This is a genomic window from Pseudomethylobacillus aquaticus, assembly GCF_003730115.1.
Taxonomy (GTDB): Bacteria; Pseudomonadota; Gammaproteobacteria; order Burkholderiales; family Methylophilaceae; genus Pseudomethylobacillus; species Pseudomethylobacillus aquaticus.
Window position 1 is genome coordinate 491159 of sequence record NZ_RJVP01000001.1, and the last position, 20412, is coordinate 511570.

The 20412-nt window shown below is 58.9% G+C and carries 19 protein-coding genes; 7 read left to right on the top strand and 12 right to left on the bottom strand.

Translation table 11 applies throughout. The annotated features are described in order from the left end of the window. Positions 1-26: 26 nt before the first annotated feature. The 7 genes from ED236_RS02275 to ED236_RS02305 all read right to left on the bottom strand — a co-directional run bounded on the left by ED236_RS02275 (position 27) and on the right by ED236_RS02305 (position 7286). Complete coding sequence (locus ED236_RS02275) at positions 27-1979, bottom strand: amylosucrase (RefSeq protein ID WP_123236301.1); 1953 nt, start codon at positions 1977-1979, stop codon at positions 27-29. Further along, positions 1972-4179 carry an HAD-IIB family hydrolase gene (locus ED236_RS02280; RefSeq protein WP_123236302.1) on the bottom strand — a complete coding sequence of 736 codons (2208 nt, stop codon included), beginning with the start codon at positions 4177-4179 and terminating at the stop codon, positions 1972-1974. Before ED236_RS02280 ends, ED236_RS02275 begins: the two co-directional genes overlap by 8 nt. Beyond that, positions 4176-5123 (bottom strand): carbohydrate kinase family protein, encoded by a 948-nt coding sequence (locus tag ED236_RS02285; protein WP_240031991.1) that lies wholly within the window; start codon positions 5121-5123, stop codon positions 4176-4178. Before ED236_RS02285 ends, ED236_RS02280 begins: the two co-directional genes overlap by 4 nt. 117 nt (positions 5124-5240) lie before the next feature. Continuing rightward, complete coding sequence (locus ED236_RS02290; RefSeq protein ID WP_240031992.1) at positions 5241-5726, bottom strand: MarR family winged helix-turn-helix transcriptional regulator; 486 nt, start codon at positions 5724-5726, stop codon at positions 5241-5243. 370 nt (positions 5727-6096) lie between these two features. Beyond that, positions 6097-6168: a pyrroloquinoline quinone precursor peptide PqqA gene (pqqA, locus tag ED236_RS12705; RefSeq protein ID WP_123236554.1), complete on the bottom strand. Its 72-nt coding sequence runs from the start codon at positions 6166-6168 to the stop codon at positions 6097-6099. A gap of 144 nt (positions 6169-6312) precedes the next feature. Then, positions 6313-6921: an LON peptidase substrate-binding domain-containing protein gene (locus ED236_RS02300; RefSeq protein WP_123236304.1), complete on the bottom strand. Its 609-nt coding sequence runs from the start codon at positions 6919-6921 to the stop codon at positions 6313-6315. Positions 6922-6938: 17 nt separating this feature from the next. Next, positions 6939-7286, bottom strand: a complete 348-nt coding sequence (locus tag ED236_RS02305; RefSeq protein ID WP_123236305.1) for a hypothetical protein — start codon at positions 7284-7286, stop codon at positions 6939-6941. Positions 7287-7603: 317 nt separating this feature from the next. Between ED236_RS02305 and ED236_RS02310 the strand changes: the two genes are divergently transcribed. The 6 genes from ED236_RS02310 (at position 7604) to modC (ending at position 12765) form a co-directional block, all read left to right on the top strand. Next, on the top strand, positions 7604-8149 hold the full coding sequence (locus ED236_RS02310; protein ID WP_240031993.1) for a LexA family protein: 546 nt from the start codon (positions 7604-7606) through the stop codon (positions 8147-8149). Positions 8150-8194: 45 nt separating this feature from the next. After that, positions 8195-8536 (top strand): winged helix-turn-helix domain-containing protein, encoded by a 342-nt coding sequence (locus ED236_RS02315; protein WP_338053139.1) that lies wholly within the window; start codon positions 8195-8197, stop codon positions 8534-8536. A gap of 153 nt (positions 8537-8689) precedes the next feature. Then, complete coding sequence (locus ED236_RS02320; RefSeq protein ID WP_123236307.1) at positions 8690-10144, top strand: porin; 1455 nt, start codon at positions 8690-8692, stop codon at positions 10142-10144. A gap of 42 nt (positions 10145-10186) precedes the next feature. Then, complete coding sequence (gene modA, locus ED236_RS02325; protein ID WP_123236308.1) at positions 10187-10969, top strand: molybdate ABC transporter substrate-binding protein; 783 nt, start codon at positions 10187-10189, stop codon at positions 10967-10969. A gap of 7 nt (positions 10970-10976) precedes the next feature. Then, positions 10977-11687, top strand: a complete 711-nt coding sequence (modB, locus tag ED236_RS02330) for a molybdate ABC transporter permease subunit (protein ID WP_123236309.1) — start codon at positions 10977-10979, stop codon at positions 11685-11687. Continuing rightward, entirely contained in the window at positions 11680-12765 is a 1086-nt protein-coding gene (modC, locus tag ED236_RS02335; protein WP_123236310.1) for a molybdenum ABC transporter ATP-binding protein, read from the top strand. The genes modB and modC overlap by 8 nt, the downstream gene beginning before the upstream one ends. A 52-nt stretch (positions 12766-12817) precedes the next feature. Here the strand turns inward: modC and ED236_RS02340 are convergent, their stop codons facing one another. Genes ED236_RS02340 through ED236_RS02360 form a run of 5 tightly spaced genes read right to left on the bottom strand, consistent with a single transcriptional unit; the run spans position 12818 to position 18810 of the window. Next, a complete protein-coding gene (locus ED236_RS02340) occupies positions 12818-13045 on the bottom strand; it encodes a formate dehydrogenase subunit delta (protein ID WP_123236311.1) in 228 nt (75 codons plus the stop codon). Positions 13046-13047: 2 nt separating this feature from the next. Continuing rightward, positions 13048-13887: a formate dehydrogenase accessory sulfurtransferase FdhD gene (gene fdhD, locus ED236_RS02345; RefSeq protein ID WP_123236312.1), complete on the bottom strand. Its 840-nt coding sequence runs from the start codon at positions 13885-13887 to the stop codon at positions 13048-13050. A 24-nt stretch (positions 13888-13911) separates the two neighbouring features. Continuing rightward, the gene (gene fdhF, locus ED236_RS02350) at positions 13912-16758 is read right to left on the bottom strand and encodes a formate dehydrogenase subunit alpha (protein ID WP_123236313.1); all 2847 of its coding nucleotides are present in this window, start codon (positions 16756-16758) and stop codon (positions 13912-13914) included. A 13-nt stretch (positions 16759-16771) separates the two neighbouring features. After that, positions 16772-18346, bottom strand: a complete 1575-nt coding sequence (locus ED236_RS02355; RefSeq protein ID WP_123236314.1) for a formate dehydrogenase beta subunit — start codon at positions 18344-18346, stop codon at positions 16772-16774. Beyond that, positions 18343-18810: a formate dehydrogenase subunit gamma gene (locus ED236_RS02360; RefSeq protein ID WP_275669189.1), complete on the bottom strand. Its 468-nt coding sequence runs from the start codon at positions 18808-18810 to the stop codon at positions 18343-18345. The genes ED236_RS02355 and ED236_RS02360 overlap by 4 nt, the downstream gene beginning before the upstream one ends. 230 nt (positions 18811-19040) lie before the next feature. On the opposite strand from ED236_RS02360, the gene ED236_RS02365 reads away from it, so the two are divergent. After that, positions 19041-20405 (top strand): L-lactate MFS transporter, encoded by a 1365-nt coding sequence (locus ED236_RS02365; RefSeq protein WP_123236316.1) that lies wholly within the window; start codon positions 19041-19043, stop codon positions 20403-20405. Positions 20406-20412: the final 7 nt, after the last annotated feature.

Here is a 20412-nt window from a genome sequence, read left to right on the forward strand (position 1 = left end):
ATCATCACGCCTGTCAGGTCACCGGCTCAGGTCTGCAGCCAGTAAAAACCGCGCGCCGGGATCATCAGGGCGTCCTCGGCCAGCGTCAGTATCTCGCCGCCATGCCAGTCTCGCACCGTGGCATGCTTCAACAGACCGGCACGCTGCAGGCTTGCCAGCGGGAGTGGCTGCGGTGCCGTGTCAAAATTACCCACCACCAGCACGCGACTGGCCGCATGCAGGATATCGAAGCGCACGAACGCGAACAGATGCGGGTTATCCACTTCCAGCAGTTCGCGGTTGTTGTGGTCGGCGAACGCGCCTATCTCCTTGCGCACCGCGATCAGCTTCTTGAGGCCCTGGAAGATGCGGAACTCCACACTGCCCGGTTTGTTGCGCAGCTCCGCACGCGTCCAGTCCATCTTGCGCCTGTGCACCCAGCGGCTGTCCAGATGCTTGCTTTCGTCATGCACATAGTCACGATCATTGAGCGTACCGATGGCGTCACCGTAATAGATCAGCGGCAGGCCGCCGAACGACAAGGTCATGCTCTGCAGCAGCAGTATGGTGCTGATGGCCAGATCGATCGCTGCCGCATCGTCCTGTTCCAGCGCGGATTCCAGCCCGGCCAGCGAGGCCAGCGAGCCGGAGATGCGTGCGTCCCCGGTCTTGATGTTGCGGCCAAAGGCCAGGCCACGCGCTGGCGAGCCCGGATGATCGCCGGTGAAATAATCAGTGAGAAAGCGGCGATGCGCTTGCGGCTCATAGCCGACCTTGACGATATCGCGGTCATCGAAGCCCCAGCCTATATCGTCATGGCAGCGGATGTAATTGATCCAGGTGGCTCGCTCCAGCTTGTTGGGCAGGCTGCGTATGCCGCGCTCCAGCAAGTTGGTCTTGCGTGTGGCGATGGCGTCCCACAGCAGCGCCATCAGCGTGGCGTTATAAGCCAGCTCGCATTCCTTGGCATTGATGGCGTCTTCGCCGAAGTATTTGATGATCTCCACTGGCGCGACGATGGCCTCTGCGATGAACAGCACGCCGGGGGCGGTGACCTGGCAGCAATCCTTCATCAATTGCAGGATCAGGTGTGCCTCGCGCTCGTTCTGGCAGCTGCTACCCAGTTTTTTCCATAAGAAAGCCACCGCATCCAGACGCAGGATGTCCACGCCCTGATTGGCCCAGAACAAGATCACGTCCATCATCTCGATGAACACCGCCGGGTTGCGGTAGTTGAGGTCCCACTGAAAATCGTTGAACACCGTCATCACCCATTTGCCCATAGCGGCATCCCGGGTGAAATTGCCGGGTGCGTTCTCCGGGAACACTTCCGGCATGGATTGCTCGTACAGGTCCGGCATCTGCCTGTCGTCGAAGGTGTAGTAATAATCCTGATACTGCGGGTCACCAGCGCGCGCCCGCTGTGCCCAGACATGCTGGTCCGAAGTGTGATTGACCACCACGTCCAGCGTCAGCAGCATGTCGCGCTGTTTCATCTGCTGGCTGAGCATCGCCAGCGTGTCCAGGTCACCGTAACGCGGGTCTATCTTGCGGAAATCGCGCACCGCATAACCGCCATCGCTCTTGCCGGGCGGACAATCGAGGATGGGCATCACATGCAGCATGTTGATGCCCAGATCCTGCAGGTAATGCAGATGCGCGATCAGGCCGGGCAGGTCCTGCGCGAACTCCGTGCAATACAAGGCGTAACCCACCCACTTCTGGCTCAGGAACCAGCTGTGATCCTTTTCGCGCGCCATATCCTGCTGCTTGAGTGCGTTGGAACGCGCGATGTATTGCCGCGCCAAGGTCTCGACCAGTCGCTGCAACTGCGGGTGGAAGTCGGCACGCTCACCGTACAGCGTGTGGAACAGGGCATGGATAGCGTAGAAGTTGGCGCCCAGCCGGATGTAGAAATGCTGCAGATCATGCTCAGCCAACTGCGGCTGCAGCGCGATGAGGATGTCGTTGAGCTGGGAATGGGAGACCTGTTCATACATGGTGATGCTCCTCCTGCGACAAACGGTTGTCGAAGGCCTGTTCGAACCGGTAATGGCTCAAGCCTTGCAGAATGCCTGCGGCATAGGCTGCTTCAGCGAAATACACTTGCGGCAGGCCGCGCAGTGGCGCCAGCTCCGGGCTGTGGTTGCCCACCACCACGCCCAGCGTATCGCCGATCAGCATCTCCTGGTCATTGCCGGAATCACCGGCCACCAGAAATGCCTGCAAGGGCAGGCCCCAGCGGTAAGCCAGATAACGGATGGCATGCCCTTTGGACGCACGCACGGGCAGCACGTCCAGGAACTCGCCATGGGAATAGATGAGCTGTGCCTGCAGACGATGGTGCTGCAGATGCCGTGCGATCTCCTGCATGGGCAGCATGCGCTGCGGATGCGTGATGTAACTGAGCTTGAATTCACGCTGATGCTCGGCGGCCTGCAGACGCAAGCCCGGCAGTTCGGCCAGTGCCGCTGCCAGTGCGTCGCGTCGCCACAGATGCCGGATATGCTGCGCCCAGCCTTTATCCGGCGTGAGCTTGGCACCATAGTGGATCTCGCTGCCTACCGAGGTGATGAGTACGTCCGGCATGGGCACGCGGTGCTGCTTGAAGATGCGCACGGCACTTTCCAGTGTGCGACCGGTGGCGATACCAAAAGCGACCTTGTCGCGCTGGCTTCTCAACCAGTCGATCAGCACCATCAGGGCCTGATCGTCGCCGATCAGGGTGTTGTCGATGTCACTGACCAGCGCACGTTCCACCACCGGCAAGGCGGAGCGGCCACTGTGCAGATGACTGGCCAACTGACGGCGCCAGCGCTTGCGGTCACGCCGTAGCAGCTTGCGTACTTCTTTCATGTACTGGCTGACGTGGGCGCTCCAGCTGTAATGTCGCCACACACCAGCCAGACCGGCATTGGCACGCTGGCGCCATTGTTTGCTGTCACCCAGCAATGCCAGCAAGGTGTGTGCGATCTGATCGCTGTCCAAGGTGTTGGCCAGCAGGCCGCTGCGGCAATTGGCCACGATGTCGCGTGGGCCGCCATCATCCGGTGCCACGAAAGGCAAACCGCTGGCTGCGGCTTCGATCAAGGTCAGGCCGAAGGGCTCGGTAAGGGCCGCGTTGACGAACACGCCACGACGGCGTGCGGCCAGCCTGTACAGATCGGGGATAGCTTGCTGATCGACCACCTTGGGGATAGCGACCTTGCCCCACAGATCATAGCGGTCGATATCCAGCAACAGCTCGGTCATGACCTGACGCTGCGAGGCCTCCATACCACTAATATCGTCGCGCGTGCCCGCCACGATCAACAGATTGGCCTGTTGCTGAAGCTGTTTGTTCTCGCCATAGGCCTTTAGCAGGCCTTTGAGGTTCTTGCGCAGATCGGGCCGGCAGATGGTCAGGATCAAGGGTTTATCCGCGTCACTGAGGAAGCGGTCGACCAGCGCCTGCACTGCGACTGGCAGCTTGCTGCGGCCCGGCGGAGAAAAGCGCGAGGTGTCGGTACCGGGCGGGATCACGGCAAAGCGTTTGCGGTCTGCCTGCTGGTACATGCCGTACTGATCATCGATCTCTTGCCGGGTGCTGGTGACGATGAGCGAGGCATGCTGCAACACCTCCTCCTCAGCGGCGATGCGACGACCGAAATTGTATTGTTTGGCGATGGTGTGGGCTTTGCGGCCGCTGGCCAGCAACCTGGCCTGCTTGGGACGCCCCAGTGAATGGCCGGTATGCACTTGCGGGATCCCCAACAGCAGGGAAAGCTGCTGACCTACATACCCCGCATCGGCATAATGACTGTGGATCAGGTCAGGTAACCGCCCTTGCTGGCGCAGAAAATGCAAACAGCGATCCACCAACTGGTCCAGATGTGGCCACAACAGCTCTTTGCGCAGATAGCGCCTGGGGCCGAACGGCAAACGGATGATGCGGGCGCCGGGGGCCAGCGGCTCTTCGGCCTGCGCATAATCAGCGGCCAGGTCAGCATCCTCGATCAGCCTGGTCAGCAGATCGACCCGCCCCACCTGTGGATGCGCCGCCAGTGCGCATGACATTTCCACCACGTAGGTGATCTGCCCGCCAGTGTCAGCGTCGCAGCCCAGCTGCATGTCATGACCGCGCAACAGGCCATGCAGACTGATCATGAGGATATATAAAGGGGTTTCAGCCGACTCCCCCTGCGGATGGGGGCGACTCATCCCCAGGACTCCATCAAACGGGAATAGAGATCGGGCGTAGCCGGCACGGCGCCACGCACGCCACACAAGGCCGAGGCGAATGCCGAGGCGCGCTGCATGGTTTGTGGCAAAGGCCACTGCATCAATTGCCCGAAGATGTACACCGCTGCAAAGCCGTCACCCGCCCCTACCGTATCGACAAATTCAGACACAGGTGCGGCTGGGCAGCGGATCTCCATGCCATCCGCGGTACGTAAGCAGGCACCCTGATCGCCTGCCGTGACGATGAGATAACGGAGTGCGAAACGCTCCATGAGCTGCTGTCCCCAGCTGGCTGGCTGCAGACCCGACAACTTGAGCATGCTGGCCAGTTCCTGCAGTTCATCCTCGTTGAGTTTGACGATGTCGGCGCGCTGCAATGAGCGGCGCACACTGTGCGCGTCGTACCAGGGCGCACGCAGATTGATGTCGAGGAAGCGTGGCGATTTGGCATCTGCCGAGGTCTTGGCATCGCTGAGAAAGGTGTCCAGTGCCAGGCGCGATTCCATATTGCGCTGCGCCAACGTGCCGAAATAGACCATCTCTGGCCTGGCGGCCATGGTCAGCATGTGGGTCACACCAGCATGGATGTAGTCATAGGCCTGGTCGGGCAGGATGTCGAAGCGGTGGCCGTGGTCCTGCATGTGCACCTCCACGCGTCCGGTGGAATGTATGGGGTCGCATTGCACCCCGCTGCTGTCCATGCCCAACTGCTCCATCTCGGCGAGCAGTGTGTCGCGCAGACTGTCGTTGCCAGTGCGCGTGATCAGTAAAGGCTGCAGGCCAAAAGCGCACAAATGACGCGCGACGTTGTAAGGCGCGCCGCCGAGTACCGATCTGTCCGCGAACACGTCTGCCAGCACCTCGCCGAACAGGGCGACGCAGACGGGCGTGGCAGACGCGCGCAAATGCGCAGGAAGATTCAATGTTATCCCCTCATTGCAGTTGGCCCGGTAGATCACCGGTCACTGTTGATAGGCGCCATGACGTGGCACTAGGCCATAGGCAGGCGTAAGACAGCCCGGAAAGGGCCGGTAGGATGTTTACTTGGTGCCGGCGAGCGGCATTAAGGCGTCATCTTCATCTGGCTTGAGGATATCCACCACCTTGGCAAGACTGCTATGCAACAGTTGCAGATCCTGCGCACTGAGCTGCTCAAGTGCATCGAGCAGGATGCCACGTGGAGCACCCGGCGCTTTTTCAAGCACTTGCAGGCCCTGCTCGGTGATGAAAAGTCGTACCACACGCTGATCCACATCCTGACGCTGTTTTTGCAGCATGCTGCGTCGTGCCAACTTGTCGATCAGATTACTGGCAGTGGATTGGTGGATGGACAACTTGGTGGCCAGCTCGGACACTTTCAGACCGGGGCGATTGCGCAGCTCCCACAACACCCATAATTGGGAACCACTGATACCGCATTGGGCTTCCACATTCTTGAAATGCTTCTGAATGGAGCTGAACACCATCCGAAAATCCCGCAAGGTGGTATTGACCAATTTTTCGGCATCTGTTTTTTCAACACCCACGATGAAGCACTTCCTGAAGTCACGGTTTAGTTAACATCATACGCATTTGAGTATGTCAGATTATATACATTTAGACAAATATATTTTGTGTAAATATATTAAGGCGATTTGTACCATTGACCGACCCAGCCTTGTCATAGATGGGTTTGCTAGCAAAGAACTGAGCGACATGGTTCGCCATGAAAACGGCTTGGCAAGCAATTGCCTGGTTGGCAGACAATAAAAAACGGCGCTTTGAGCGCCGTTTTTTTAGTGCAATCGTGATTTATTTTGATTATAGCGATTGCACTCTTTTTAGTTCGCAACCTTAGCGGTTGCGCTTATTTCTGTTTGCAACCTTAACGGTTGCGCACTGTTTTTGTTTGCAACCTTAGCGGTTGCAAACGTACATCGTGACTTCAAAGCCAAAGCGCATTTCGGTAGCTGCTGGGGTGGTCCACATAATGAATCTCCTAAGTTAGATTATTCAGCTAGCAATATTGCTTGCTGGTATGAGATGCATTGTACGCAGCCCGCCTAATGACACGCTGCCTATGATCATGAATGAAGGCTAATGAAAATCATGAGAGATCGCTGCGGGCTGCTTTCAGAACGGCTTGTTATGGTCCAGCATGTCGCAGATCAGCTCCAGCCTCAGCAGATGGCTGTCCAACTCCAGCAGCCGTTGCTTGTTGATGAGCGGCATATTCAGCAGCTCGGTCCAGCGATTGGCCACCCAGGCACAGTCATCGAACTGGTAGGGAGAACAGAACGGCATCTGGGTGATGTCCACGCCCTGCTCTTTCAATGAGGCGATCAACTGCTGCAAGTACTGAACCGTGATCTGCAGGTCTTCCGGGATAGGCAGGCTGGCCTGCTCGATAAGCAGCTCCACCTGTCCCAACCACAAGCCATCGGCTTGTTGCCTGGCGGATACGACGCGAAAACGCTGTGTCGCCAGACAGCGTATCGTCATCAGGCTGGGCTGCGGCACTTCCGCCGCAGTAATGGAAAAGCTGGTACCAATGGCAGCGAATGGTAACGCTGTCGGGCATTCAGCCTCAGGCAACGCGGCCACCATGCCGAACTGGCTGTCATTGCGCAAACAACGGCGCACCATATCCAGATAGCGTGGTTCAAAGATGCGCAGTGGCAACATACCGCCCGGGAACATCACCATCTGCAGCGGGAACAACGGCAATTCAATCAAAGGCATCGGGCTTCCTGCTCGGCTTATCTGCTGCGCACATCAAAAGGTGACACCGGCTCATCCGGGTCATCCACATCTGGCCTATGGTAAGCATCTGCAACGTAAGCCGGCCCTTTCATCAAGCTGATGATCGAGCAGGCGATGCCCAGCACCATCACCAAGGTCCAGTGCAGGATGATCAGGCTGATGACAAAAATCGCCAGTAATTTGAAATCGCGTGGCTCCATACCCGCCAGCAGATAGATGGCGGCCAGGAACAACAGCGGAAGCAAGGTGCCCAGCAGGGTGATCAAGTGCAAGCGACGCAGGATCTGCCATTCCAGACCCGCAGGACTGCGACGAAAACCAGGCAGTTTGTTGAAATAGTCCATCGTGATCCGCCGGTGTCCGTGCATGTAAAGGTGACTGTACTGACCTGCATCGTAACGTCATGTTCCCGACTTGTCATCAAACCGCCTGCTTGCAAGCCGAGATTGATAGTTAGAGCGCCAGCGGCTACACTTGATTCAACGTTACAAAAATCAGAATGATGATGGAACACGGTTCAAGCCAGCAAGCAGCAAACCCGCCTACGGTCAGCGAGCACAATTCTAGCGAGCCTACTTTTAGTGAGGATAGTGAGAACGCGCGCAAGCCAAACAAGGCACATGGCGGTGCTCGCCAGGGCGCAGGACGCAAACCTGACCCAATGACCGAACCCAGCACAGTGGTACGCCTGCCGCTCAGTGCGGTCGCCCCCGTGCGCGATTTTGTCACCGCATTGAAACGTAAACGCCAGTTGAACGCATTGGATCCGGTAGGCGATATCCTGCAGTCCGTGGCACCAGAGCAGGCAAGTCGGCTGGCACTGCCGCTATTTTCCAGCAAGGTCTCTGCCGGCCTGCCCTCCCCGGCAGACAACCATGTGGACAAACGTCTGGATACCAATGAGTATCTGGTGGAACGACCGGGCTCTACATTCTTTGTGACCATACAGGGGCGTTCCATGATCGATGTGGGTCTGATGCCCGGAGACAAGGCCGTGGTCGATCGGTCCCGTGTCGCGGCCATCGGCGATATCGTCATGGCCATGCTGGATGGCGAATTCACTATCAAGACCCTGTCGCGCAAAAAAGATGGCACGCTACGTCTGCTGCCTGCCAACAGCAGCGGGGAATACCCCGCCATCGACATCAGCCCCGAGGCCAGCTTCGAGATCTGGGGCGTGGTCACCGGCTCGTTCCGCAAGTTCTGATGCGGAGCGTGTTCTAATGCAGAGCGTGCCGCGATGACAGCAAACGTGATCCTGAAGGTCCGTCTGGCCCACGGGCCACACACGGCCATGGGCCCAGGCAAGGCTGAGCTGCTGCTCAGTATCCAGCAACTTGGCTCCATCTCGGCAGCCGCCAAACAACTCGGCATGTCCTATCGGCGCGCCTGGGAGCTGGTCAACACCATGAACCTGTGCTTCAAACAGCCGGTGGTGAAGACTTCGCCAGGCGGCAGTCACGGCGGTGGCGCACAGGTCACCGAGTTCGGTCTTAAGGTGCTGACCTTGTATCAAACCATGCTGCATAAAGCCGAGTCCGCTGCTCAGCATGAGCTAGCCGAACTGGCCGAGAGCCTGACTCCAGCACCCTGATCTGGCACTACAGCCACAACCCACCCTAACCATACTGCCCCTGCTCGCCCACGTTCGATACGTCTTGACGCTATCGCTATTCCCGAATGAAAATAGCGAAACATCAAGCTACCCGCAGTAGCGCTTAACACATCACTTAATTCGGAGAACCGCATGTATCAAACCCAAGCTGCAGGCGTGCGCATTCCTGTCATGGCCATGCTGTGCGCGCTAGCCAGTGCCGCGCAAGCGGAGGATACGACCGGAACCCGGCTAAAGCAGCTGGAAACGCTGGTCAAACAGATGCAGCAGCAGCGTGCCGAGCAGGACAAGCAGATCGAGCTGCTGACCAATGAACTGGTCGCCATCGAACACCACATCAGCCAGGCCAAACTTGCCACAAACGAGCCCAACAGAAGCGAAGAGCGTGGAAGCAGCAAGGGTAATCCTGTGTTTGCCGCGTTCAAGGACGGACTGGTATTCGAAGATGGCAGCGGTAACTGGAAACTGCAGATCAATGGCCGCGTGCAGGCCGATTTCCGCCGTTATGACCCGAGCGAATGGCGTGATGACACCTTCTCGATCCGCCGTGCACGCTTCGGCGGCACCTTCAGCTTCCTGAAGGATTTCGCGGTGCGCGTAGAAGGTGAATACGCAAACGACAATACCGGTGCACGGTCCACCACCGCCTTGACCTATGGTTATCTGGACTATACACGCTGGCAAGCCGCCAAGCTGCGCGCTGGCCAGTTCAAACCGTTCTTCGGTCTGGAACGCAGTTACAGCACCAATTTCACCGATTTCGGCGAACTGTCGCTGGCCGGCAACAACGGCAGCATTTTCAATTCCACCTATGACCGCGGCGTGATGGTGCATGGCGACCCGGCAACCTGGCTCAATTACAACGCCTACTACGTGAACGGCACCGGACAGAACAACGACGACCAGAACGATGGCAAGGACATGGGCGCACGCGTGAATGCCAACCTGGCCAGGCTGGGTCAGATCGACGATGCCGTACTGCACATCGGCGCTTCGGCCAGCAAGGGTGATCTGGGCAGAACCTCGCTCGCGCAAAGCACAGAAGCCAATGGCGTCAGTTTCTTCAGTGTTACTGGCCTGGACGCCAATGCCGATCGCGAACGCTGGGGAGTGGAAACCGCGCTCAGTTACGGGCCGGTAAAGTTCCAGGCAGAATATATCAATGCCAATTTCCAGGGAGAACGTGGCGCAACCAGCTATAACAACGACATCAAAGCCTGGTATGCCGATGTGAACTGGCTGGTCACGGGCGAATCCTGGGCTGATGCGTACAAGAGCGGCGTATTCGGCCGGGTCAGACCAAAGCAGAATTTCGATGACAAGCACGGCTGGGGTGCCTTTGAACTGGGCTTGCGCTACAGCCAGTTCGACGCCAGCGATTTCCGTAACATGCTGGCATCAGCCACGGCCAATGCCAGCAAAGCCGAGGCCTGGACACTGGGCGCGAAATGGATACTGAACCCGCATGCGCGCATCGTGCTCAATTATGTGCAGACGCGGTTCGATGCACCCTACGCGCTGACCATCGCTGGCGAGACGGACGATACCGAAAAAGCCGTCTTGCTACGCGCGCAGTACGATTTTTGAGCGTTGCTTCTATACCACCCACTGACTTGAACAAGGACCTGTATGCGCCATTCGAGATCGCTTCCCAATAAGCTGCTGCGCCTGATGTTGCTGGCCAGCCTGAGCCTCAGCATGATGACTGCAAGGGCAGAGCAGAAAGTCACCGTGTTCGCAGCGGCCAGCCTCACCAACGCACTAACCGAGATCGCCAGCGCCTACGAGAAAAGTAGCGGCATCAAGGTGACCAGTGCCTATGCCGCTTCATCCGCGCTTGCCAGGCAGATTGAGAATGGCGCACCTGCCGATGTGTTCATCTCCGCCGACCTTAAATGGATGCAGTACCTGCAGGACAAGAACAAGATCCAGACTGCCACGCGTCGTGACCTGCTGGCTAACCAGCTGGTGCTGATCGCACCGCGTGGCAAGGGTTTCAAGTTCAACATGGATGGCAGTACCGAGCTGGCGCAAGCGTTTGACGGCCGCCTGTGTACCGGTGATGTGGACGCGGTGCCGGCTGGCATCTATGCCAAACAGGCCTTGCAGGGCCTCAGCTGGTGGCAAGGTATCAAACCCCGCATCGTCGGTACCCAGGATGTACGCGCTGCGCTGAATTTCGTTGAGCGTGGCGAATGCGCAGCGGGCATCGTCTATGCCACCGATGCGCGCGTTTCGCAAAAAGTCGAGGTCGTCAGCGTGTTCCCTGCTGCCAGCCACGCGCCTATCGTTTATCCTGTCGCTGTGACGGCGAATGCGCAGGCGTCCGCACGCGGCTTTGTGGATTTTCTCGGCTCGCCTGCTGCCGATGCGATCTTCACTCAACATGGCTTCACCCTGATCAAGCGATAACGCCCTTTTGGACTGGTTATATTTCACAGAAGCAGAAACAGCAGCGCTACTTTTATCCATCAAGGTCGCGCTGTGGTGCACGGTCATCAGCCTGATCCCGGGCGTGGCCACCGGCTGGCTGCTGGCACGCAAGGATTTCCCAGGCAAACCGCTGCTGGATAGCCTGGTGCATCTGCCACTGGTGTTGCCGCCAGTGGTGCCTGGTTATCTGCTGCTGGTGTTACTTGGCTCACAAGGCATCATCGGCCAGTGGTTGCAGCAGCAGTTCGGCATCAGTCTGGCTTTCAACTGGAAAGGTGCTGTGATCGCCTCGGCACTGATGGCCTTCCCGCTCATGGTGCGCGCTGTGCGGCTGGCCATCATGCAGATCGACGCGCGGCTGGAAACCGCTGCCAGTACACTGGGTGCCAGCAAGCTGCGCGTGTTCCTGAGCATCACACTGCCGCTCGCCGCGCCCGGCATCCTCACCGGCCTGATCCTGGCCTTCAGCCGCAGCCTGGGCGAGTTTGGCGCCACCATCACCTTCGTCGGCAATATCGAAGGCGAGACCCGCACCCTCCCATTGGCTATCTACACTTACACGCAAGTACCGGGCGGCGATGCCCAAGCCATGAAACTGGTGGTGCTATCCGTGCTGCTGGCACTGGCTGCCCTGTTCATCAGCGACGCGCTGGAACGCCGCGCTGCACGTCATCTGGCGAGTTCGTCACATGATTGAGTTCGAGCTGGATCTAAAGCGTGGCAATTTCCAACTACAGGCCAGCCTGAACAGCGAGGCCAGCGTGATCGGCCTGTTCGGCCCATCCGGCTCCGGCAAGAGCACGCTGTTGAGCCTGCTCACCGGCAGCCTGCAGCCACAGCATGGCCGTATCCTGGTGGATGGGCGCTGCCTGCTGGATACTGCCCGCCGTATCAACATCCCGGTGCACCAGCGCCGCATCGGCATGGTGTATCAGGAAGGCCGCCTGTTTCCGCACCTGAATGTGCGCCACAACCTGAGTTACGGCCTGCAACTACTGAAACCGGCGCAACGCCGTTTCAAGCTGGACGATATCGTGGCGTTGCTGGAGCTTGGCCCGCTGCTGGAACAACGCCCACGCCAGTTGTCGGGTGGGGAACAGCAGCGCGTGGCTCTGGGGCGTGCGCTACTCGCCGCGCCGCAACTGCTGTTGCTGGACGAGCCGATGGCGGCGCTGGATGACAGGCTGAAAGCGCAGATCCTGCCCTTCCTGCGTCGCATCAAGGACGAGACCGGCGTGCCCATGTTATACGTCAGTCACGCACTGCACGAGATTCTGACACTCACGCAGCACATCGCCGTGATGCAGGCTGGGCGCCTGCTGGCCCATGGGGATGCCTATGAAGTGTTGGGAACGGAGCATGTGTTACCGTTGACGCAGTCGCTGGGGCTGGAAAACCTGCTCAAGTTGCAACTGCTGCCATCACCTCAGGAGTCGGGTTGCAGTGTGGCGCTATGTGGACAACAGCAGGTGGTGCTGCCCTGGGTGGATGCCGTTGCAGGGTGTGAAGTCGCGGTGGTGATCCCGGCTTCCAGCATCGCGCTGGCCAAGCAACGCATAGAAGGCATCAGCATACAGAACCAGCTGCACGGCACCATACGTGCCATACGCACGCATGATCAGCGCGCGCTGCTCAGCATCGACGTGGGTGCGGAACTACTGGTGGAGATCACCGAAAAATCGCGGCAAGACATGGACTTGCAATGCGGCGACAGCGTCTGCTGCCTGTTCAAGACGCAGGCGATCCGGCTACTGGGACATCAGCGCAAAGCATGACCGCGATACGCTGGCTTGGCACAGGGCAACGCCAGCCAGTAGCGGTTCTGCCTTAGCTGGCCAGCGCGGCGCGGTGCTCCTTGATGGCCTCGCCGACGATGGCATGCAAGCCTGCACCCTGCTGTGCTTCCACATGCGCAATGATCTGTTCGCGCATGCTCAGCGCCCAGAACTTCTTGAGATGGTTGGCGATGTCTTTTCTGGCTTCGACCGGGTCCGGGTAGGACTGAAAAAAATCGCCGATCTGGTTGGCCATTTCTAGCAAGCGTTGGGTCTGCATTTCTATTCCTTGTACTGCACGCGCTCGGCGCCACTGTAAATTACGAATTGTTGATTGCGGGCGAACCCGATCAGGGTCATGCCACATTGCTGCGCAATGCGGATCGCCAGCCCGGTAGGGGCGGAAACCGCCACCAGCATGGCCACGCCGGCCGCAGCTACCTTCTGCACCATCTCATAACTGGCCCGACTGGTGGTCAGCACGAAACCCGGCGTCTGGATAGCTTGCCTGAGCCTGGCGCCGATCAGTTTGTCCAGCGCATTATGGCGGCCCACATCTTCGCGCACCAGGCAGATGCTGCCATCCGGTGCCACCCAGGCACAGGCGTGGGTCGCGCCGGTCAATAGCTGCAGCGGCTGGAGTTCGCGTATGCGATGATGCGCCGCGTCGATGGCCACGCTGGCCACCGGGGGCAGCACCGACGTGACCGGCTGAGGAGCCAGTTGCGCTGGCAAACGCATGGCCTGATCCAGGCTCTCGGCACCGCACAGGCCACAACCCGTCTTGCCGGCCAGGTTGCGACGGCGTTCTTTGAGCAGGTGGAAGCGCTCGGTGGCCAGGGCTATATGCACCTCGATACCCTTGTCATGGCGGACCACTTCGATGCCATAGACCTCGTCCAGACCATGGATGATGCCCTCGGCCAGCGAAAAGCCCACAGCAAAATCCTCAAAATCCTGCGGTGTCGCCAGCATCACCGCATAGGAGATGCCGTTGTAGACCATGGCGATCGGCACCTCTTCTGCCACCTGGTCCTGCACAGGCTGAACCAGATGCGCATCGCGCTTGATCACCGCTTGCTGGCTGGAGGTGGCTGAGGTGGCGATCAGCTCAGCGGACAATTTTTCCCATTCTCGTGTTGACCATCACTCTGTCGCCGCGACATCGGCTGGCAAGCCTGCGAAGGCGATCTGCGCTTCACTGAAGTTCTGGTACTCGGTCTGCCAGTCGGACAGCTGCGTCACACGCGCCACCTGCACAGCGGTCACCTTGTACTCGGGGCAGTTGGTGGCCCAATCCGAGTTGTCGGTGGTGATCACATTGGCGCCCGATTCCGGGTGGTGGAAGGTGGTATACACCACGCCAGGCTGCACACGCTCGGTGATGGTGGCGCGCAGCACGGTCTCGCCGGCACGGCTGGTGATGCCCACCCAGTCGCCCTCCTGGATGCCACGCTCCTCGGCATCATGCGGATGAATCTCGATGAGGTCTTCCTGATGCCAGGCCACGTTGGCGGTACGCCGTGTCTGTGCCCCCACGTTGTACTGGCTGAGGATGCGGCCGGTGGTGAGGATGAGCGGGAACCTGGCTGTGACCTTCTCGCTGGTGGGCACATACTGGGTGATGAAGAACTTGCCCTTGCCGCGCACGAATTCATCCACGTGCATGACCGGGGTGCCGTTCGGATGCGTGTCGTTGCATGGCCACTGGATGCTGCCCAGTTCGTCCAGCTTGGCGAAACTCACACCTTCGAAGGTGGGGGTGAGGCGTGCGATCTCGTCCATGATGTCAGACGCATGCTGGTATTCCATGGGGTAACCCAGGGCGGTCGACAGCTTGGCGGTGATCTCCCAGTCTTCCATACCGTTCTTGGGCGTCATCACACGGCGCACCGGCGAGATACGGCGCTCGGCGTTGGTGAAGGTGCCGCTCTTTTCCAGGAAGGACGCGCCCGGGAAGAACACATGCGCATACATGGCCGTCTCGTTCAGGAACAGGTCCTGCACGATGACGCATTCCATGGACTCCAGTGCGTGCGTGACGTGCTGGGTGTTGGGGTCGGACTGGGCGATGTCTTCGCCATTGCAGTAGATAGCCTTGAATTTGCCCTCGCCTGCCAGATCCAGCATGTTGGGGATGCGCAGACCCGGATCGTTGCTCAAGGGACGGCCCCAGGCCTGCTCGAACAGGGCACGCGTCTCGTCGTCCGACACATGACGGTAACCCGGGAACTCATGCGGCATGGAGCCCATGTCACAGGACCCCTGCACATTATTCTGGCCACGCAATGGGTTCACGCCCACACCTTCACGGCCGATGTTACCGGTCGCCATGGCCAGGTTGGCGATGCCCATCACCATGGTAGAGCCCTGGCTGTGTTCGGTGACACCCAGCCCGTAGTAGATGGCGGCATTGCCGCCGGTGGCATACAGGCGCGCCGCCGCACGCAGTTCTTCAGCATCCACACCGCTGAACGGCTCCAGTGCTTCAGGGGAGTTCTCTGGTTTTGCGACGAAATCACGCCAGGCTACAAAGGAATCCCACTCGCAACGCTCGCGCACGAACGCTTCGTTAACCAGGCCTTCGGTCACGATCACGTGAGCCAGCGCCGAGATCAGTGCCACATTGGTGCCAGGACGCAGCTTGAGGTGGTGGTCTGCCCTGACGTGCGGCGACGACACCAGGTCGATGGCACGCGGGTCGGCGATGATGAGCTTGGCGCCTTCACGCAGGCGGCGCTTCATCTGCGACGCGAACACCGGGTGACCGTCGGTGGGGTTGGCGCCTATGATCATGATCACATCGGATTGCATCACGGAATCAAAGGTCTGCGTGCCCGCCGATTCGCCCAGGGTCTGCTTCAGGCCATAACCGGTAGGCGAATGGCAGACGCGTGCGCAGGTGTCCACATTGTTGCTGCCGAACACGGCGCGCACCAGCTTCTGCACCACATAGACTTCTTCGTTGGTGCAGCGCGAAGAGGTGATGGCACCGACGGAATCCTTGCCATATTGGCGCTGGATACGCGTGATCTCGCTGGCGGCGTAGTTGATCGCCTCGTCCCAGCTGACTTCCTGCCAGGGATCCTTGATGCTCTTGCGTATCATCGGTGTGGTGATACGGTCCTTGTGGGTGGTGTAGCCCCAGGCGAAACGGCCCTTGACGCAGGAATGGCCATGATTGGCGCCACCGTCCTTGTTGGGCACCATGCGGATGACCTCTTCACCACGCATCTCGGCATTGAAGGAACAACCCACGCCGCAATAGGCGCAGGTAGTGGTCACGCTATGCTCGGGCAGGCCTTGCTCGATCACCGATTTTTCCATCAGCGTGGCAGTCGGGCAGGCTTGCACGCAAGCACCACAGGACACACACTCGGAGTCCATGAAGTTACCGGTACCGGAAGCGACCTTGGAGTCGAAGCCACGACCATGGATGGTCAGTGCGAAAGTGCCTTGTGTCTCTTCGCAGGCGCGCACGCAGCGAGAACAGACGATGCACTTGGACGGGTCAAAGGTGAAATACGGATTGGAGGTGTCCTTCTCGGCCTTGAGATGGTTCTCGCCTTCGTAGCCGTAACGCACTTCACGCAGCCCCACCGCCCCGGCCATGTCCTGCAACTCGCAATCGCCGTTGGCAGCGCAGGTCAGGCAGTCCAGCGGGTGGTCGGAAATGTAGAGCTCCATCACGCCACGACGGATATCCGCCAGTTTTGGGGTCTGGGTATGCACCTTCATGCCGGCATCCACAGGCGTGGTACACGAAGCCGGATAGCCACGACGCCCTTCGATCTCGACCAGACACAAACGGCAGGACCCGAACGGGTCCAGACTGTCCGTGGCACACAACTTGGGCACCGTGATGCCAGCTTCCATCGAAGCGCGCATCACGGAAGTGCCTGCTGCGACGGTGACTTCGCGGCCATCAATCTCCAGCGTCACCTGCTTGTCGGCGATCGCCGCCGGCGTACCATAATCTATTTGTTTGTCCATGATGTCTCTCCTCTCAGGCCGGATCAGCCAGCGCGGTTTCGCTGGTGATGGCCGAAGCCTTGCTAAAGTCTTCCGGGAAGTGGTTGAGCGCACTCAACACCGGGTATGGCGTCATGCCACCCAGCGCGCACAGCGAACCATTGAGCAAGGTATCACTGAGGTCGCGCACCAGAGCGATGTTCTTGCTCACCTGCTTGCCCTGCATGATGTTGTCCATCACTTCCACGCCGCGCGTGGAACCGATGCGGCATGGCGTGCATTTACCACAGGATTCCACAGCACAGAATTCGAAGGCATACCGGGCCATCTTGGCCATGTCGACGGTATCGTCAAACGCGACGATGCCACCATGACCGAGCACCGCCCAGATCTCGCTGAATTTCTCGTAATCCAGCGGCGTATCGAACTGCGATTCCGGCAGATAAGCGCCCAGCGGGCCACCCACCTGCACGGCACGGATAGGCCGACCGGAGGCGGAACCACCGCCATAGTCATACAGTAATTCACGCAAGGTGACGCCAAAGGCTTTTTCGACCAGACCAGGCTGCTTGATGTTGCCCGCCAACTGGATAGGCAAGGTGCCGCGTGAGCGACCCATGCCATAGTCACGGTAGTATTCCGCGCCCTTATCCAACACGATGGGCACGGTGGCCAGCGAGATCACGTTGTTGACCACGGTGGGCTTGCCAAACAAACCTTCGATCGCTGGCAAAGGCGGTTTGAAACGCACCAGGCCGCGCTTGCCTTCCAGGCTCTCCAGCAAGGAGGTTTCTTCACCGCAAACATAAGCCCCCGCAGCGCGGCGCACTTCGAGGTGGAAGGTATGGGCGCTACCCAGGATGTGTTCACCCAGATAACCGGCCGCCTGGGCACGCTCGATGGCGGTATTGAGCGACACCAGCGCATGCGGATATTCGGAACGCAGGTAGATGTAGCCTTGCGTAGCCCCTACTGCGATAGCGGCGATGGTCATGCCTTCGATCAGTACGTAGGGGTCGTCTTCCATGATCATACGGTCAGAATAAGTACCGGAATCGCCTTCATCCGCGTTGCAGACGATGTATTTCTGATCCGCCACGCAGCCAGCCACGGTCTTCCATTTGATGCCAGTCGGGAATGCCGCACCGCCACGTCCTCGCAGACCGGAATCGGTGACCTGCTGCACGATGGCATCCGGCGTCATCGCCAGCGCATTGCGCAGTCCGCGATACCCGTCATGGGCCAGATAATCATCAAGAGAAACCGGGTCGGTGATACCTACACGCGCAAAGGTCAGGCGTTCCTGATTCTTGAGCCAGGGCAGCTGGTCAGTGATGCCAAGATGCAGGGCATGGGCCCCGCCATGCAGGAAATCTGCATCGAACAGGCTGGCGACATCCGCCACCTTCACCGGACCATAAGCCACGCGTCCATCAGCCGTGCCAACTTCCACCAGCGTTTCCAGCCAGTACAAACCACGCGAGCCATTGCGCACCAGCTCGATAACGAGACCGCGGCGCTCGGCTTCGGCACGGATGGCCTTGGCGACGCGCTCGGCGCCCATGGACAAGGCGCCGGAATCACAGGGGACATAGACTCGCACGCTCATGCCGCCTCCAGCGTATTCAGCAGCTCGTCGATGGTGGCCTTATCCACACGGCCCAGCACCTGTTCGTCGAACATCACGGCAGGCGACAAGGCACAGTTACCCAGACAATAGACCGGCTCCAGCGTCACGGCATGATCGGCACTGGTGCCATGGTAATCCACGCCCAGCCTGGCTTTGACATAATGTTCCAGCTCGCTGCAGCCCATGGCCTGACAGGATTCGGCACGGCACACCTGCAGGATGTGACGGCCAGGCGCATGGGTACGGAAGTGGTGGTAAAACCCCACTACCCCATGCACCTCCGCTACCGACAGATTCATGCCTTTGGCGATGGCGGGATAACTCTCCTCGGGGATATACCCGATGGCATCCTGAACCGCATGCAACAGCGGCAGCAAACCACCCGCCATACCGCGATGGGCTTCGATTTTTTCAGCTATCAGCTCATTATGACCTTGAACCACACTTGCTCCTCGGACGCTACATTTATTGTTTTATTGATCACGGCAGATTGCCATCTTGTGTTGATGTAGACAGCAAAATAGAACGTTTGTTGTATTCTGTGCTACACAAGGAAAAACTGTCAAACTAACATCATGTGGGCGGGATGATACCGACCGCCACGATGACCGATTAAGTGATATTGCGATATAGAAACACGGATAAATAAAATCAATAATTAAAGGAGAGTGACTTGTCTGGCTTTTTTTCAAAGGAAAGAATCACCGCAGGGCCGAACTACAATCGTTGGCTGATCCCTCCGGCAGCACTTTCCGTGCATCTGTGTATCGGGCAAGCCTATGCCTTCAGCGTGTTCAACGAGCCACTCACGCGTGTTATCGGCATCCAGGAGGCACTTCCTGAGGACTGGAAACTCACCACCATAGGCTGGATCTTCAGTCTGGCCATCGTTTTCCTCGGTTTATCCGCTGCTTTCGCTGGCAAATGGCTGGAAAAAGTCGGCCCGCGCATGACCATGTTCACTGCCGCCTGCTGCTTTGGCGGCGGACTGCTGATCTCAGCCATCGGCGTCGAGCTGCATCAGATCTGGTTGATCTATCTGGGTTACGGCGTGGTCGGCGGCTGCGGGCTGGGCCTGGGCTATGTGTCACCGGTATCCACGTTGATCAAGTGGTTCCCGGACCGGCGCGGCATGGCCACCGGCATGGCCATCATGGGTTTTGGTGGTGGCGCGATGATAGGCTCGCCACTCAGCGTGGCCTTGATGAATTTCTTTTCCAGCGACACCTCCACGGGCGTGGCACAGACTTTCGCTGTGATGGGCACGCTGTACTTCATCTCCATGGTCATCGGCTCGCTGGCGATCCGCATCCCGGCCGAAAACTGGAAACCAGCGGGCTGGGTACCGTCCGAAAAGCCTAAAAAGATGGTCACCCAGCACCATGTGCACATTGATGAAGCGCTTAAGACGCCGCAGTTCTATCTGCTGTGGGTGATTCTGTGCTTTAACGTGACGGCGGGTATCGGCATCCTTGGCCAGGCCTCGGTGATGATCCAGGAGATGTTCAAGGGCGGCATCAGCCCAGAGGCGGCGGCAGGCTTTGTCGGTCTGCTCAGCCTGTTCAATATGGCAGGCCGTTTCATCTGGTCTTCCGCCTCGGACTACATCGGCCGCCAAAACACCTACTTCGTGTTCTTCGCGCTTGGCGCGCTGTTCTACTCACTGCTGCCCAGCCTGGGCCAACAAGGCAATGTGGTGCTGTTCATCGCCGCCTCGGCCGTCATCATGAGCATGTATGGCGGCGGCTTCGCGACCATCCCGGCTTACCTGGCCGACATCTTTGGCACCAAGTTCGTGGGCGGCATCCATGGACGCCTGCTCACCGCCTGGGCCACAGCAGGCATCCTCGGCCCGGTACTGGTCAATTACATCCGTGAATACCAGATCGAGCAGGGCATGGCCAAGGCAGATGCTTACAATTTCACGCTGTATATCATGGCCTGTCTGCTGGTCGTCGGCTTCATCTGCAACCTGCTGATGCGCGAAGTGCACCCCAAACATCATCTCAAAGCTGATACTGCCGGCAACGGCCAATAAGGAGATC